At 41.4% G+C, this 16192-nt stretch carries 13 protein-coding genes; 3 read left to right on the top strand and 10 right to left on the bottom strand.

Annotation, left to right across the window (positions count from 1 at the left end; genetic code table 11):
- Nucleotides 1-119: 119 nt before the first annotated feature.
- Nucleotides 120-1985, top strand: coding sequence for an ATP-dependent helicase (locus tag AC4PHB_RS01775; RefSeq protein WP_492136952.1), 1866 nt, complete (start codon nucleotides 120-122; stop codon nucleotides 1983-1985).
- Nucleotides 1986-2002: 17 nt separating this feature from the next.
- Here AC4PHB_RS01775 and AC4PHB_RS01770 read toward each other — a convergent pair whose 3' ends face one another.
- Genes AC4PHB_RS01770 through AC4PHB_RS01760 form a run of 3 tightly spaced genes read right to left on the bottom strand, consistent with a single transcriptional unit; the run spans nucleotide 2003 to nucleotide 4699 of the window.
- Nucleotides 2003-2728, bottom strand: a complete 726-nt coding sequence (locus tag AC4PHB_RS01770) for an HAD family hydrolase (protein WP_492137734.1) — start codon at nucleotides 2726-2728, stop codon at nucleotides 2003-2005.
- A gap of 31 nt (nucleotides 2729-2759) precedes the next feature.
- A complete protein-coding gene (locus AC4PHB_RS01765) occupies nucleotides 2760-3818 on the bottom strand; it encodes an endonuclease/exonuclease/phosphatase family protein (RefSeq protein WP_492136951.1) in 1059 nt (352 codons plus the stop codon).
- A gap of 14 nt (nucleotides 3819-3832) precedes the next feature.
- Complete coding sequence (locus AC4PHB_RS01760; protein WP_492136950.1) at nucleotides 3833-4699, bottom strand: DegV family protein; 867 nt, start codon at nucleotides 4697-4699, stop codon at nucleotides 3833-3835.
- Nucleotides 4700-4842: 143 nt separating this feature from the next.
- On the opposite strand from AC4PHB_RS01760, the gene pepT reads away from it, so the two are divergent.
- Complete coding sequence (gene pepT, locus AC4PHB_RS01755; protein ID WP_492136949.1) at nucleotides 4843-6066, top strand: peptidase T; 1224 nt, start codon at nucleotides 4843-4845, stop codon at nucleotides 6064-6066.
- A 24-nt stretch (nucleotides 6067-6090) separates the two neighbouring features.
- Here pepT and AC4PHB_RS01750 read toward each other — a convergent pair whose 3' ends face one another.
- From AC4PHB_RS01750 to AC4PHB_RS01730, 5 genes are all read right to left on the bottom strand, one after another.
- Nucleotides 6091-6918 carry an aminotransferase class IV gene (locus tag AC4PHB_RS01750; RefSeq protein WP_492136948.1) on the bottom strand — a complete coding sequence of 276 codons (828 nt, stop codon included), beginning with the start codon at nucleotides 6916-6918 and terminating at the stop codon, nucleotides 6091-6093.
- 12 nt (nucleotides 6919-6930) lie between these two features.
- Nucleotides 6931-8388 carry a cardiolipin synthase gene (gene cls / locus AC4PHB_RS01745; protein ID WP_492136947.1) on the bottom strand — a complete coding sequence of 486 codons (1458 nt, stop codon included), beginning with the start codon at nucleotides 8386-8388 and terminating at the stop codon, nucleotides 6931-6933.
- 22 nt (nucleotides 8389-8410) lie between these two features.
- Nucleotides 8411-10225: a translational GTPase TypA gene (typA, locus tag AC4PHB_RS01740; protein WP_492136946.1), complete on the bottom strand. Its 1815-nt coding sequence runs from the start codon at nucleotides 10223-10225 to the stop codon at nucleotides 8411-8413.
- A gap of 136 nt (nucleotides 10226-10361) precedes the next feature.
- A complete protein-coding gene (locus AC4PHB_RS01735; RefSeq protein WP_492136945.1) occupies nucleotides 10362-12455 on the bottom strand; it encodes a YcdB/YcdC domain-containing protein in 2094 nt (697 codons plus the stop codon).
- A 12-nt stretch (nucleotides 12456-12467) separates the two neighbouring features.
- Nucleotides 12468-12857, bottom strand: coding sequence for an ATP-binding protein (locus tag AC4PHB_RS01730; RefSeq protein ID WP_492136944.1), 390 nt, complete (start codon nucleotides 12855-12857; stop codon nucleotides 12468-12470).
- Between the two features lie 161 nt (nucleotides 12858-13018).
- Here AC4PHB_RS01730 and rd point away from each other — a divergent pair, with 161 nt between their 5' ends.
- Entirely contained in the window at nucleotides 13019-13177 is a 159-nt protein-coding gene (rd, locus tag AC4PHB_RS01725) for a rubredoxin (protein ID WP_128426380.1), read from the top strand.
- A 29-nt stretch (nucleotides 13178-13206) separates the two neighbouring features.
- Here the strand turns inward: rd and yihA are convergent, their stop codons facing one another.
- Both yihA and lon read right to left on the bottom strand, forming a co-directional pair.
- On the bottom strand, nucleotides 13207-13824 hold the full coding sequence (gene yihA, locus AC4PHB_RS01720; protein ID WP_492136943.1) for a ribosome biogenesis GTP-binding protein YihA/YsxC: 618 nt from the start codon (nucleotides 13822-13824) through the stop codon (nucleotides 13207-13209).
- Nucleotides 13811-16171, bottom strand: coding sequence for an endopeptidase La (lon, locus tag AC4PHB_RS01715; RefSeq protein ID WP_492136942.1), 2361 nt, complete (start codon nucleotides 16169-16171; stop codon nucleotides 13811-13813). The genes yihA and lon overlap by 14 nt, the downstream gene beginning before the upstream one ends.
- Nucleotides 16172-16192: the final 21 nt, after the last annotated feature.

Here is a 16192-nt window from a genome sequence, read left to right as displayed (position 1 = left end):
AAGCGAGGGGTGCTGCCTTAGTTTCTTAATACCAGGTCATGCATTTTAACTATATTCATATTAATATCCATAATCACTTGTTTTATGATAAAATTAATCTTGATTTCAGGAGGTGCATAATGAGATTCAGCAGAGAGCAAGAAGCAGCAATAAAGCATAAGGATGGACCAGCATTAGTCCTTGCTGTACCAGGTGCGGGCAAAACAACTGTACTGATCCATAGAACCTATGGATTGATACATGAGCTGGGCGTTGATCCTTCAAGCATATTGTCGATCACATTCAGTAGAGCCTCAGCCAGAGATATGTCTGCACGGTATAGGAGAAGCTTCCCTAATAGCTCCGTACCAGATTTCTCAACGATTCATGCCTTTTGTTTTGGTGTTGTAAGGGACTTTGCAAAGAACTCTGGCAAGAGCTTCCGGCTTATTGAAGACGAGAGCACAAGCTTTAATAAATTTAATATAGTCAAAAGTCTTTACCTTGAAAAAAATGGTTATCAAATAACCGAAGAAAAGCTGGAGGGTTTCTTTTCACATACCGGATATATAAAGAATATGATGCTGGAGCTAAGGAATTACGACTCTTCCAGGGCATCTGACATTGAGTGCTTCCCTGAGCTTTTCACAGCCTATGAGGATTTCAAGAAAAAAAACAGACTAATTGATTTTGACGATATGCTTGGTATATCCTATAGGCTATTTCTCAAGCATCCCATTCTTCTTGGGCACTACAGGTCAAAATATAAGTATATTCAGCTTGACGAAGGTCAGGATACTTCCAAGCTTCAGCTTGTTATACTTAAGTTGCTGTCAGAACCCATAAACAATCTTTTTATAGTTGCTGACGATGACCAATCGATATATGGATTCAGAGGTGCTCATCCAGAGGGCCTCCTTTCCTTTTCAGAGGATTTCCCTGAAGGAATATTGTATTTCATGGAGGATAATTACAGATCCAGTGCAAGCATTGTTTCAGTATCCGGGAAGTTTATATCTCAAAACAGCGGCAGGTATAGCAAGATGGTAAGGACGAATAATCACCAGCTTGAACCCGTTCAGGTATTGAGGTTTAAGGCAGCTGATGATCAATATAGTTATTTGATTGATGAGCTATCTAATGGTGCAGTTCCTTCTGAAACAGCCGTACTTTTCAGGAATAATCTTTCCTCCATAGGAATAGCAAATGCACTCCATGCTAATGGCATCCCCTTCTACACAAGAGACTCACGGCTGAGGTTCTTCAATCATTGGCTGATCAAGGATATAGAGAGTTTCCTAAAACTTGCTGAGGACCCAAAAGACATGGCAGCTTTTGAAAATATTTATTTCAAGTCTAAGGGTTATATATCAAAGAGGATGATGCAGCATGTAATGAATAAAGGACATAACGAAACCGTATGGAAAAGATTACTTTGTTTTCCGGGTCTCACAGAGTTTTACAGGCGTCAGATAAATGAGCTGGAGCTTGACTTCAGGAGATTGGCAAAGCTAAAGCCTGAGCCTGCAATAAGATTCATCGAGGATAAATTAAAATATGTTGAATATCTAAGAGAGAATTCTCAAAGGTCGGGGTATACCTTTGACTATCTCAAGGAAATGTTATACCACTTAAGCTGCATAGCAAGGAAGTCCCATAATAAAGACGATTTCAAGGATAGGATGAGAAAGCTCGAGGCAGCATTTTCAGATCAGGATCGCAGTAAAACAGGTGTTGCCTTGTCCACCATCCACGCATCAAAAGGGCTTGAGTACGATCATGTATATATAGTTGATCTTGTGGATGGCGAGTTTCCGTCTCAGTCCAGTATTGAAGGACTTAATAAAGGCTCATTTGAGCTTTATGAAGAGGAAAGAAGAATTTTTTATGTGGGCATGACGAGAGCGAGGAAAAAGCTTCATCTTATAAGCTATGACTCTATAAATGGAGAGGGTGTCAAAGTCTCAAGATTTCTCGAGGAGCTTCAACTCCAGCATAAAAAATAATAGACCAGCAGACTGGTCTACAGCACCTCCACATCGGGGGTGCATTTATATATCACGTTCTTTCTCTCCACTATTATGGTTATCTTGGTGGATAAAAGCCTGTCCTCCTTGATCTCTGTCAATAGCTCCTTATTTGGATTTATTGCTACAGGATTCCCAATCCTTCTTAACATAGAAAGGTCTCCAGTGGTGTCTCCATAAGCATAGCTTGAATCAAGATCGACATTATGAGCCGAAATGATCTCATCTACAGCCTTTTTCTTGCTCTCAGAGTCCCACATCCTCCTTATCACGCCTGTAAACCTATTATCATCATCTACGAAGTATTCAGTTCCCCGATATTCTGTTGCTCCATACTTTTCGGCCATCCTGGATACTAGGAAGTCAGGGCTTCCTGATATGAAGAAGACCTTATGCCCCATAGATTTGTGCCAGTCGATCTGACCTCTGGAATATTTATATACCATATCCCAGTTTGTCTCTATTACATGGTTTGCAACGTAATCCACATGGTCTCTTTTGATTCCCTTGAGTTCATCAAGATACACACCTGCAAGGATCTCAAGGTATTCCTCAAAGTCCCCGTATCTTCTTTCCCATTCATCATAAGCCTTCTTTACCTTGGTATACCAAACCTCTGGATCAATAATCTCAAAGCTTATCAGCTTTCTGAAATGCTCGATCATAAGAGAATTTCTAAAAATCGTTCCGTCTATGTCAAAAAATGCAGCAGTAGTACCCATCAAACTATCAACTCTCTCCCATAATTCTTTCTCAGTTAGCTATCTTCATCTTCAATGTAACTGCGTTATGATGGGAATTGGCAAAATCCCCATCCATAGTATAGATACCCTCAACGGATATGTTGTCAGAGATCAGAAATCCATCTACCACAGCCTTAAAAGTTATCCCTGACAAGTAAGGTTCTTTCAGTGATCTCTTTGTAGGAGTTTCCATGTCAATTGCCCAGGAAAAGCCCTCAGGAACAAAGTCTCCAGGCAGATCCTTAAGCCAGCCTGGCCATGCTTCCACAGCATAAAATCCCAATGGATCAGTACCTGGGAGATTGTGACTCCAATCACCGCCAACGATAACATAATTTCCCTCTGAATACTCGGAGCTTATGAAGCTGCTTAGCTCTCTGAGCTGCATTTCTCTGGTTATTTCCTTATCGTTATAGGGTGAAAGCTGAAGGTTTATAAGTACCAGTTCTCCACCATTACGTACCGGATGCCTGGTTTCAACAAAGCACCTGTCCATAAGAAACAAATCCATAGGCCAGCTGTCAGAATTATAAAGGTTGTGTCTTTCAGCTCTTGAGATATTGTACCGGGACATTGTCATCAATCCGCTTTTTACCTTTCCGACCGGCCTTAATATCGGAATCGGGATAAAGTCAGACTCGTGATTGATCCCGAACACGCTTCCAAAATGTGGATAGTTAATCCTAAAGTACTCCGATTGATCTACTTTATAACTTCTGGAGGAGTCAATATCTACCTCCTGGATAAAGAATATCTCCGAGTCTGTGGAGTCAAGACCGAGAACAAGTGAATCAAGGTTCTCCTGAATATCAACCTTTTCAGCTCTTTTCTCCGGTTTTCCTCCTTCAAAATAGGATGTCTGCCTCTGATCCAGTCCGCCATATCCAATGTTGAGAGTAGTTATGCCTATGGTTTCTCCTAAAGGGATTTCAGCAACCTGGTTATTGATCACAGAAAGAGGTATGGAACCTTCAAGATCAGAATCTATGATGGTTAGATATGCAAGAGTTCCTGAAAACAGCACAACAAAAGCTATCACAAAAACTAAAAATACCTTGATCCATCTCATAGTCTACCTCCAGATCATTCCAGACTTCTCTTTGAGTAAAATACACTTAATGTCCCTGGGCCTGTATGAGCGCCTATAACAGCTCCTATCAAGCCAATATAAAAGTCATTCACACCAAACTTCTCTGTTATCATTTCTTTGATCCTTTCAGCAGCCTCAGGGTCATCACCGTGGAAGATGAATACCTTCTTCTTGGACAGATTTTTATCAACTGCTCTTTCTTCCATAAGTTCAAGTATCCTTTTCAATGCCTTCTGCCTGCCTCTAACCTTGTCTACCGGTCCCAGCTTCCCTTCCTTGACCTCCAGCACAGGCTTAATGTTAAGCATTCCCCCCAGAAGTGCACTTGTTTTGGATATCCTGCCGCCTCTGTAAAGGTACTCGATGTCATCTACAGTAAAAATATGATCTACGCTTTCAATATAAAAATTAGCAGTTTTGAGCACCTCTTCCTTAGAAGCGCCTTCATTAGCCTTCTTCACAGTCTCATAGACGATCATCCCAAATCCTCCGGATGCTGCTTTAGTGTCTATAAGCTCTAAGTCAAATTCTGGATACTTTTCCAAAATACTGTTTCTTGCCATTCTTGCCGACTGAAACGTTGCAGAAAGCTCAGAGGAAAAGCCAAGATATATTGCTGATTTACCCTCCCTGGCGATTCTTTCAAAGGATTCCTCGAATACATGGGGCGGTACTTGAGATGTTCTATAGATCTTTCCTTCTCTCATTCCATCGTAAACACCCTTTGGAGTTATATCAAGTTGATCCCTGTACTCACTTTCTTCATTTATAACCAATAGCGGTAGAACCTCCAAGCCCAGCTCAGCAGCAAGCTCTGGTGGTAAATCACAACAGCTGTCGGTGATAATTTTAACGGTCATATTCTTACCTCCTTGCTCATTTTCCCTATATGTATGCCCATTATTATAGCATATTACAACATATTATTGCTAAAAATAACCACTTTTGAAATAACATGACTTAATTTATAATTATAATGTAGAATAGAACAAGGAGGGATCATATGGACAATATAATAGATAGGTTTTTTGAGTATGTAAGGATCGAAACCACTTCAGATGAAAGCTCAACGTCGGTTCCCAGTTCTGAGGGACAATTAACCCTTGGAAAATACATCGCTGTTGAATTGAGGTCACTGGGACTGGAGAAGGTCATTTTGGATGAGAATGGCTACGTAACAGCAACGCTTCCTGCTAACACCGATGCCGAGCTACCAATCATAGGTTTCATAGCCCACATGGATACCAGTCCGGATATGTCTGGGAAAAATGTTACTCCACGGTTGGTAGAGAACTACGATGGAGGTGACATACTGCTTGATCCAGCTGGGGAGATTATTTTGTCGCCAAAGGATTTCCCTGAATTAAGTCAGCTCATTGGAAAAACCATAGTTACTACTGACGGTTCTACTCTGCTTGGAGCAGATAACAAAGCCGGAATAGCCGAGATAGTTACTGCAGTTGAGTACCTTATAAATAACCCTGAAATCATACATGGCGAAATCAGGATAGCATTTACTCCTGATGAGGAAATCGGAAGGGGAGCTGACCACTTCAACGTTGAAGCATTTGGAGCGGATTGGGCTTATACTGTGGACGGCGGACCTGTTGGCGAGCTTGAGTATGAAAATTTTAATGCTGCTTCGGCAAAGATAACTATCAGCGGAAGAAATGTACACCCTGGAACAGCTAAAGACAAGATGTTAAACTCAATCCATATCGCTCATGAACTCGACAGCATGCTGCCTGCAAATCAAAGGCCTGAATATACTGAAGGCTATGAAGGATTTTTCCATCTAATGAGGATCGATGGTACAGTTGAAAAAACAGAGTTAAGCTATATCATCCGAGATCATTCCATGGAGGAGTTTATTAATAAGAAATCGATCCTTCAGGAAGCTGTAGAGTATATAAACAAGAAGTACGGTCCAGTTTCAGATCTGACATTAAAGGATTCGTACTACAATATGAAAGAAAAGATCGAACCGGTTTATAAAATAATCGAACTTGCTGAAAGAGCTATGGTGAGACTTGATATAGAGCCTAAGATAAAACCGATAAGAGGGGGAACGGATGGCTCCAGGTTATCCTTTATGGGACTTCCATGTCCCAATCTGTTCACCGGAGGATACAACTTCCATGGTAAATATGAGTTCATAACTGTAGAAGGGATGAAGCTGGCAGCGCTTACAATAGTGGAAATTGCAAGGCTAGCTGTAGAGAAATAATCAAAAATCAAAACCCTGGATCGATCATGATCGATCCAGGGTTTTGTATATCATTGCATCATAGGCATCAAGCAGTTTCTTTATAGCTGTGTTGTTTACAGAATCAAGCACGTATGCATCCACGTAAGTTATGGGAAGCACCCCAATGCTGGTTCCCGAAATGAACATCCCATCTACTGTTTCCATATCGTCAATATGGAGCTTTTTTTCCTCCACATTATATCCAATTTCCTGACACAATTTGATTATATGCTTCCTAGTGATTCCCAAGAGTACATCTTCACTTGGTGCAGTATACATTTTATCTTCGATGACATAAAACATGTTTGATCTGCTGCCCTCTAAAATGAAGCCGTCCTCATTCTTCAACAGCACCTCAAATGCACCAGCCTTATCCATCGCATCCTTTACCCTCTGCTTGTAGTCTCCATGCTGTACCTTGGCATTTGGATTATCACGTTGGTGGTCAAGCAAGGTTGTCTTGATTCCTTCTGCATAATAGCTCTTAGGTGGGTAAAAGCTCTCAACTGCCATTACAATGAACTGTTTTTCTCCGGAATCATTCTCAACGGCCAGAAGTTTGATGTTATTATTTTGAATACCATTCTCTTCGATACATAAACTGCAGTATCCTTTGACCTCATCCTTTGTAAAACCAATTTCATAGTCAATCAAGCTCCCGGAATTATACATCCTGTCCAGATGATCCTGAAGAAAGAGAGGTTTCCCGGCCACAACTCTAACCACCTCATAAATCGGCGGCTTTGATATACCTTCAAATACCGATGTATCCCCTGATACAACAATAAATCCATTAAGTATGTAGCTTCCCATTATCGCTTCTGATTTCATAGCTCCTCCTCCTTATAATATTGGTGAAAGAAGTCTGGATACCGACTCCTTCATTTTAATCAGTCTGGACCTCTTGATATACTCCCCAAGGGTTATCTCATGGCAGTTTTGAAGATCTCCAACAAACCTATCTGTCAGTGCTTTATTTATGCCGCTGTCATAAATAAACGCGTTTATCTCAAAGTTGAGCTTAAAGCTTCTAATGTCTAGATTTGCAGTGCCAACAGACGATACAAGGTCGTCCATTATCATTACCTTTGAGTGAAGAAAGCCCCGTTCATAGGTATAGAATCTTACTCCTGCTTCAAGAAGGTCTCCAATATAGCTTAATCCTGCCCAGTAAACAAATGGATGGTCTGGTTTGTTGGGGATCATGATCCTGACGTCCAAACCCGAAAGGCCTGCTATCTTCAAAGCTTCAAAGATACTGTCATCAGGAATGAAGTAAGGAGTTTCCAGATAGAGCTTCTTTTCAGCATTTGTAATCATCTTAAGATAACCATCCTTAATGCTGGGCCATTTAGAATCGGGACCGCTGCTAACTATCTGTACCCCAACCTTCTCCTCATTAAGCTCTGCACCGATATAGCTCTGACAGCCAGTCAGTTCCTTTCCTGTCGCAAATCTCCAGTCAAGGAAAAACTGCCATTGAAGAGAGCTTATAACTGAGCCCTTAAGCTTCAAGTGAGTATCTCTCCAATAGCCAAATTTTTTGGATAGGCCAAGGTATTCATCCCCTATGTTAAATCCTCCCATAAAAGCCACTTCACCATCTATGATACATATCTTCCTGTGGTTTCTGTAGTTGATCCTTACGTTTACGACCGGAATAAAAGGAGGGAAAAAGAATGCAGTACTACCTCCTGCGAGCCTTAATCTCTCCAAGGCTTTTTTAGATATCCTTCTGCCTCCCATTCCATCAATTAGAAGCTTTACCTCGACTCCCTGCTCCGCCTTTCTGATCAGCGCATCAAGTACCTTGCTTCCGATTTGATCGCTGTGGAATATATAGTATTCCATATGGATGTATTTCTTGGCGTTATCGATACTATCAAGAAGTACTGCAAATTTGTCCTCTCCGCTGAATAAAAGCTCAACGTCGTTGTCGACGGTGTATACAGCCTTGCTGCTCATCAAATTAAGTTTTACAATGTCATCATATTTCTTATACTCCGGGTTACTTTTAAGAAACTCACGTGTCGTGAGATTTTTCTCCTGGTCAGCTATAAGTATGTCAAAGCAGTCATCCTCTTCACTTTTAAGCTTAAACATCTTTTTCTTTGACATATCCTGGCCGATGAAAAGGTATAAGATAAATCCTATACCTGGCAGGAATAACAGCGCCATTAGCCATAGCCAGGTTGATGTTGGATTTCTCCTTTCAAAAAAAACCAAGGCTATGGCGAGAAGAATATTTATCCATATAAGGTTACTGAATACCCAGACATATGATGCGAGCAATGCTTCCAAATCTCTTCCCCCTTAGGGCGAGCTATTTCTTTGATTTATATCTCTTTCCTGCATCCAATATTTTCTTTCTTATCCGTATTGATTTCGGGGTGATCTCGATCAACTCGTCGTCCTCTATAAACTCCAATGCTTCCTCCAGCGACATCAGCTTAGGAGGAGATAGTCTAAGTGCATCATCTGAGCCAGCAGCACGAATATTGGACTGCTGTTTTTTTCTCGTAACGTTTACTTCAATATCCAGTCCCTTGGGATTAGAACCGACCACCATACCCTCATAAACCTGAGTTCCAGGCTCTATAAAGAGGATACCTCTTTCCTGAGCTGAATACAAGCCATAGCTTGTTGAATCTCCAGTTTCAAAGGCTATTATTGATCCGGTCTTCCTTCTTGGAATATCACCCTTGTAGGGCAGATATCCATCGAATATGGAATTCAGGACCCCATTCCCTTTTGTATCTGTAAGGAACTCCTGTCTGTACCCTATGAGTCCTCTAGCGGGGATAGAAAACAAGAGCCTTGCATATCCCCCATTTGACTCTGACATGCTCACCAGCTCACCTTTTCTCTGACCAAGCTTGTCTATGACGGCCCCGACAAATTCAGAGTTGACATCAACCGTCACCATCTCCATTGGCTCGTGGCGTTTGCCTTCAATCATTCTGTAAAGAACCTCCGGTTTAGATACCTGGAATTCGTAGCCTTCTCTTCTCATATTTTCAATTAGAACAGAAAGGTGAAGCTCACCTCTCCCCGAAACCTTGAAGGCATCAGTCGAATCGGTATCCTCGACTCTAAGGCTGACATCCGTCTGTACTTCTCTGTAAAGTCTGGTCCTAAGCTGTCTGGATGTTACAAATTCTCCCTCTCTTCCGGCAAAAGGGCTATTATTTACGGAAAATGTCATTGCTAGTGTAGGCTCAGATATTTTCACAAAATCAAGAGCTTGTGCAGCCTCAGTGTCGCATATAGTGTCACCTATTTCAATGTCCGACGGACCCGAAACAGCTATTATACTTCCCATTGCAGCATAGTCAACTTCTACTCTTGCAAGACCCTGGAACTCGTAAAGCTTTGCGATCTTAGCCTTCAGCTGTCTTTCAGGGTGAGCCTGGTTAACTATCACAACCTCCTGCCCGCTTCTTATAGTTCCTCTCTCAACCTTGCCTATACCTATCCTGCCAATATATTCATTGTAGTCAATTGTGGAAATAATAAGCTGAAGCGGCTCTTCTGGATCACCTTCAGGTGCAGGTATATACGTCAGGATGGTTTCAAATAAAGCTTCCATCGATTCCTCGTCTCCACCAGGTTCAAGTGCTGCCGTACCCTTTTTTGCCGATGTAAAGACGAATGGGCAATCAAGCTGACCGCTATTTGCTCCCAGTTCGATAAATAGGTCTAGTAACTCATCTATAACTTCCTCTGGACGCGCTTCCGGTCTGTCGATCTTATTTATGGACACTACGACAGGCAGCTGAAGATCCAGTGCCTTTTTAAGCACAAACTTTGTCTGAGGCATAGGTCCCTCGAAAGCATCAACTAGAAGAACCACTCCATTTACCATCTTTAGTACTCTTTCAACCTCTCCACCAAAGTCAGCATGCCCAGGAGTATCAACAATGTTTATCTTTACCCCTTTATAATTTACAGCTGTATTTTTTGCCAGGATAGTAATTCCCCTCTCCCGCTCTATATCATTGGAGTCCATTACTCTTTCATTGACCTGCTGATTCGCCCTGAATATTCCTGACTGCTTCAGCAGGCTGTCTACGAGTGTAGTTTTACCGTGATCGACGTGGGCGATTATTGCAATGTTTCTTATATCTTCTCTTATCATTTAATATTACAGATCCCTTCTATTATTTGATTGTTCTTCAACCCATTAATATTATCCCATTATCTCTATTTTGTAAAGTATTCGAAAAATGCATCAGCCAGCTCTTAGGAGCTGGCTGACATATTCGATAATTTGATCATGATCCATTGAACGCAAATTCAAATATTACCGATGCTGCATCCTCTCGTTTGAGGGTATAATTCGCCCTTATATAGCCTGAATTGTCTCCCTTCAGAATTCCAAGGCCATATGCCAGGGTGATATAACCCTTGTAATTTGAGTCAATGGTGGATGAATCTTTGAAAATATTTGCATATATGCCTTGTATCGAGGCAATTTTTGCCAGACCTTTTGCTCTAACCACAAACTTTGCAGCCTCAGCTTTTGTTACCGTTCCTTCCCTGTTGATCTCATCATCATTAATTATTCCACCTTGGGTAAGTTCCTGATATATTGTATCATCGGATACCTCTCTATCCAGCCTGTAGGAGTTCATCGCTCCCCATAGATATCTCATGAAATCCTTCTGTAGTATCAGTGTCTTTGGCATGAAATCTTCTCCAGGCAAAATTATACCGTATTCGGCAAGGAGGATTATTTTATCCCTAGCATAGGAGTTTCCCAGATCGTCATAGCTTATAACCTGCCTCATCCTATAAGGATTCCCGGAGTAATCAAGAGGTTCTCCTGAGAATGGATCTATATACGGCGCTCTTTGAGGACTAATCTGATACACCAGCCTTACTTGGTCAGACCATACGCCCTTATCTTCTACAGGGATTATACGATACCCAAGTCCAAAGCCTACGCTTTCCATAAGTGCTTCATAAGCTGTATCAAGGGTAATGACACCCTCAGATGAAGGCAGGCTTCCTGTGTACCAGGACTTATTGTAGGATGCAACAGTCTCATCATAGGCATCCACAACTACAGTAACAGAATCTCCTTCTATCTGGATATCATCAGCATATCTGTTGAATGTGAAATATTGAAGCCTTTCTGTTTCAACTATATTGTATTCGTTGGCACTCTTGATGGAGTCCTTAAGCTCCGGAATAGTTTTATTGATGTAGCTCACAGCAATTTTTCTGGCCATCTCCCTGTCAATTGTAGGCTTTTTACCTTCATTTTCTGAATTGTTGATGTAGAAGGATATGAGATCTCCAGATTTGGCATCTAAGGATACTTCAACAAATTCAGCGTTTTCTGCACCTCTGTTCTTTGAGAAGCTGGTGGACCAAATATACTCAGCCTTGTTCTTCCATGAGGAATAAAGACTCTGGCTTTCAATAATATAATCTTCACCAAGATCAAGATCATCTCTGCTAATCTCTTCTGCTGTAGTTGATGACAACAACCCCTTAAGCTTTTCTAGCTCCTCCTTCTCTATGGGTGTAATTCCACCTTGATCCATTTCTTCCGCCTTACCGCCACCCATACCATAAGGTCCATAACCTGAAATAACAGGTTCGCCAGTCCATGGATCAATCATGGTTATATTGTCCACTGGAGCATAAACCAGGTAATGTACAAGCTCCTGCCCTGAGGAATCCAAAGGTCTTGGATACCGATCGCTTATTTTATATACCAGCTGAATACCCGGAATTTCTTTATATGCATTCTTAGCATCTTCAATATCCATAATGCCTTCAAGTCCACTGAACTCAGCATCCTTTATCCAATTCAAATAAAGGTTGGTGATTTTACCTGAGCTCTTGGAAATGCTTATATTCAAATCATTATCGCTGAAAGGGATCCCGTTAACGATTCTGATGAATCTGAGATTATAATTTGGATCGCTTGCAGCTGCGTAATAGCTTGTATCGTCATATTTTATACTAGCTGAGATTCCATTTCCCAGCCTTTCAATGAATTTGACTGCAAGAGTTATAGCCTCATCCTTTGTTATTCTTGGCAATCTTTGCTCCTCGGGAGCCTTTGGATCATAGGTGCTGTAAGAGGTAACGAGACCTTGACTATCTATCGTCACATTGATCTCGTTAAGCTTTCCTGATGAGTCTTTCCAGTTAAAGTAATAATACGTTCTTCCTCCATAGGAGCTGACGCTTGAATTGAAGGTGTCGTAGTCGTTTGAGATCTCAAAAATTTGTTTTGCTCTTTCAGTCAGCTCTTCCAAATCATATCCCTGCTCCTCTCCGTACACAACAAATGGTATCATCACTCCTGCTAGCAGTGATAATACCATAAGAATAGCAATGCTCTTATTCATATTCATTCCCTCCTATACGATCCTTTTTACTGAAACTACTCTGTTCCTGTCAACGTAAAATTCGTCGGATAAACCATTGACCAGAACCAGGCCTCTGCCCCAGGATTTCAGATCGGAGGGATTATATTCCTTCAGATTATAATTGATGCCTCTTCCCTCATCCTCAACCTCTATCATGAGCTTATCTTCGCTCATCCTTAGGGTGAGGCTGACCGTCTTGGAGGACATGCATTCATTCCCATGAAGCGCTCCATTGACGATCAATTCGTTGAGAATTACCCTGATGTCAAACATCAGGTCCCGATCACTTATTATTCCGTTCAGTATTTGAACTGTCTTGTCTATAAAGGATTTTATGGTATCCAAATCGCTGCAGACAGATCCTTTATAAATATAATTCATTGCCATCACACCCGTCATGTTCTATTCTTAGGTATTTTACCCACTTTGAAACATATTAATCTATGTTATTATCGAGACTCCCAAAATCATAGTTTATTTTCAGAAAATATATGGTATAATTAGGTAACTCAACAAAATAACAAGCGAAAGGAGAATTTTATATGGACAAATGGGTTTGTGGACCATGTGGTTATGTTTATGATCCAGCTGAGGGAGATCCGGATGGAGGCATCGCTCCTGGAACTGCTTTTGAGGATCTGCCAGAGGATTGGGTTTGCCCAGTATGTGGCGCAACTAAGGATATGTTTGAAAAAGAATAATAAAATGTACTTAAAAAAGACCAGTGGGATCACTGGTCTTTTTCCTGCTTATTTATCGATAGTTGAAGGTATGCCTCAAGTAACTCCCACAGCTTATCCACATTGATTTTCTTTGATGAAGAAAATGGTATTATTGGAACTTCTCCAGATTTTACTTCCAAAGCTTCTCTAATTATCTTAAGGTGTCTTTCCCATTGTCCTCTGGCTATCTTATCTGCCTTTGTAGCAACAATTACCGGTTGTATATTAAAAGCTTTTATCCAATTGTACATATCTATGTCCTGAGGAGTCGGTTTATGCCTAATATCCAGGATCAGTGCAATGGCTTTTAGATTCGGTCTGTTCCTGAGGTATTTCTCAATGATCTCTCCCCATTTTTTTCTCTCGGTCTTGGATACCTGTGCATAACCATAGCCTGGAAGATCAACAAATCTGAAGTTTTCGTTAATCATATAAAAATTTATGGTTCGCGTCTTCCCCGGCTTGCCGCTGGTTCTTGCTAGATTTGTTCTGTTCAGCATAGCATTTATGAATGATGATTTCCCAACATTCGATCTCCCTGCAAAGGCAATCTCGGGCAATTCATCCTGTGGGTAGCCTGCTGGTGCAACTGCCATTGCCTGTAGGTCAGACTTATTTATTTTCATTTTCATCACCCTTGGTGGCCAATGCATGTACGAGAACCTCATCCAGACTCTTCACAAGCACGAATTCCATTTTCTTCTTGATTTTATCAGGTATCTCCTCAAGATCCTTTTCATTCTCAAAGGGGAGCAAAACCTTCTTAATTCCCATTCTATGGGCTGCAAGAAGCTTTTCTTTAATACCGCCTACAGGCAGCACTCTTCCTCTAAGAGTGATCTCCCCGGTCATGGCAACATCCTTATATACAGGTGTGTTGGAAAGGGCTGATATCAAGGCAGTCGCAATGGTGATTCCTGCAGAAGGACCATCCTTAGGAATTGCTCCTTCAGGAACATGGATATGGATATCCATATCCTTATGAAAATCTGAAGGAACCTTAAGTCTTTCCGCATTTGCTCTTATAAAGCTTATACCCGCCATAGCTGACTCCTTCATTACCTCTCCAAGCTTGCCTGTAAGCTGTGTTTTCCCTGTCCCCTGCATGGTAGTCACCTCAACAGAAAGAGTCTCACCTCCAACTGCTGTCCATGCAAGACCATTGGCAACACCTATCTGATCTTTTTCCTCCACCGTGTCGTATCTATATCGACCGGCACCCAGGTATCCTGAAAGATTACCGGAATTGATCCTAACAAGCTTTTTGTTCTTTTCCACTATTGCCTTAGCAGCCTTTCTGCAGATGCCGGCAATATTTCTTTCAAGGCTTCTGACACCGGCTTCCCTAGTATAATAGTTTATGATATCCCTTATAGCTCCCTCAGACATAGTCATTTGTGCTTCCTTAAGGCCGTGCTCCTTCATTTGTTTAGGCAGCAGGTATCGTTTTGCAATTTCCAGTTTTTCTTCCTCTGTATAGCCACTGATCCGAATTATCTCCATCCGGTCTAGTAGCGCAGGAGGAATGCTTGATGTCGTATTTGCGGTTGTTATAAAAAGAACCTTTGATAAGTCGAAGGGTGCATCCAGAAAATGGTCAGTAAATGTAGTGTTCTGTTCAGGATCTAATACCTCCAGGAGTGCACTTGCAGGATCGCCTCTGAAGTCATTGGCAAGCTTATCTATCTCATCGAATAGAAATACTGGATTCTTAGTTCCGGCCTTCTTTATCGAGCTGATTATCCTGCCTGGCATTGCCCCTACGTAAGTTCTCCTGTGTCCTCTTATCTCTGCCTCATCTCTAACTCCCCCAAGAGACATCCTTACGAAATTTCTGTTCAACGAAGATGCAATAGACTTTGCTATCGAGGTCTTTCCTACTCCCGGGGGACCAACTAAACATAATATAGGTCCCTTAATCGAGGTTGAAAGCTTCCTGATGGCTATGAATTCTAGTATTCTTTCTTTAACGTCCTTCAGTCCGTAATGGTCAGCGTCCAGTATTTCTCTGGCTTTTTTAATATCAATTTTTTCCTTTGTTTCCTTATCCCACGGGAGCTCTACTATCCAATCGAGATATGTCCTTATTACACCTACCTCAGCTGAATGAGAAGGTGTACGCGAAAGCCTCTCAACTTCCTTCATAGCCTTATCTTTGACTTCTTTAGGCATTTTTATTTTATTCAGCCTGGCTTCGTAATCCTCGATCTCTCCCGAGAGGTCATCGTCCTCTCCCAGCTCTTTTTGGATTGCCTTCAGCTGTTCCTTGAGATAATACTCCTTCTGGATTTTGTTGATTTGCTTTCTTACTCTCTGGTTGATTTTGTCCTCTATTCTTAAGAGTTCTATCTCCTCCTGAAGTATCTGGTGGAGAACCTCAAGCCTTTCATAGAGATCGAAAGCCTCCAGGATCCTCTGATCGTCTTCCTGTTTAAGGAATACGTAGGATGCTATTACATCAGCAAGTCTCCCTGGATCCTCAATATCTGAGATCGTAAAAAGAACCTCAGAGGACACCTTGGAATTCAAGGAGATGTATTCTTCAAGATCAACAATCACTAGTCTCATTGCAGCCTCAATATCCTGACTTTTCTCTATCTCTTCAGGATTATAGCTATACTCTTCAGCTTCAGCAAGAAAATAGGGTTCTGTCTGCACTACCTTTTTTACTTTACCTCTGTTCAATCCCTCTACCAATACTCTAATGCTTCCCCCAGGAAGCTTAAGCATCTGTTTGACCTTGGCGATAGTTCCTACATGATAAAAGTCATCAGTTGTAGGCTCCTCCAGCTTTGGATTTATTTGTGTACAAAGTAGTATAAGCGAATCATCCATCATGGATTTTTCCAGAGCCTGGACGGATTTCTCCCTTCCAACGTCAAAATGTATCACCATGTGTGGAAAAATCGAAATGCCTCTTAAGGGTATAAGGGGCAGTACTTTATCTTCTATTACATAGGGGTTTTTCATCATATCCCTCCTTCATTGGAAAAA

It is taken from the genome of Gudongella sp. QWL-04 (assembly GCF_058683975.1).
The sequence above is the reverse complement of the archived record's forward strand: the minus strand, read 5'-3'. Positions and strand labels throughout refer to the sequence as shown.

What these genes read in the sequence shown, in the direction of transcription:
- pepT (WP_492136949.1), top strand. Translation starts at nt 4,843, where the DNA reads ATGGACAATATAATAGATAGGTTTTTTGAGTATGTAAGGATCGAAACC.
- AC4PHB_RS01760 (WP_492136950.1), bottom strand. Translation starts at nt 4,699, where the DNA reads ATGACCGTTAAAATTATCACCGACAGCTGTTGTGATTTACCACCAGAG.
- AC4PHB_RS01730 (WP_492136944.1), bottom strand. Translation starts at nt 12,857, where the DNA reads ATGAATTATATTTATAAAGGATCTGTCTGCAGCGATTTGGATACCATA.
- AC4PHB_RS01765 (WP_492136951.1), bottom strand. Translation starts at nt 3,818, where the DNA reads ATGAGATGGATCAAGGTATTTTTAGTTTTTGTGATAGCTTTTGTTGTG.
- AC4PHB_RS01750 (WP_492136948.1), bottom strand. Translation starts at nt 6,918, where the DNA reads ATGAAATCAGAAGCGATAATGGGAAGCTACATACTTAATGGATTTATT.
- AC4PHB_RS01735 (WP_492136945.1), bottom strand. Translation starts at nt 12,455, where the DNA reads ATGAATAAGAGCATTGCTATTCTTATGGTATTATCACTGCTAGCAGGA.
- rd (WP_128426380.1), top strand. Translation starts at nt 13,019, where the DNA reads ATGGACAAATGGGTTTGTGGACCATGTGGTTATGTTTATGATCCAGCT.
- lon (WP_492136942.1), bottom strand. Translation starts at nt 16,171, where the DNA reads ATGATGAAAAACCCCTATGTAATAGAAGATAAAGTACTGCCCCTTATA.
- yihA (WP_492136943.1), bottom strand. Translation starts at nt 13,824, where the DNA reads ATGAAAATAAATAAGTCTGACCTACAGGCAATGGCAGTTGCACCAGCA.
- AC4PHB_RS01775 (WP_492136952.1), top strand. Translation starts at nt 120, where the DNA reads ATGAGATTCAGCAGAGAGCAAGAAGCAGCAATAAAGCATAAGGATGGA.
- AC4PHB_RS01770 (WP_492137734.1), bottom strand. Translation starts at nt 2,728, where the DNA reads ATGGGTACTACTGCTGCATTTTTTGACATAGACGGAACGATTTTTAGA.
- typA (WP_492136946.1), bottom strand. Translation starts at nt 10,225, where the DNA reads ATGATAAGAGAAGATATAAGAAACATTGCAATAATCGCCCACGTCGAT.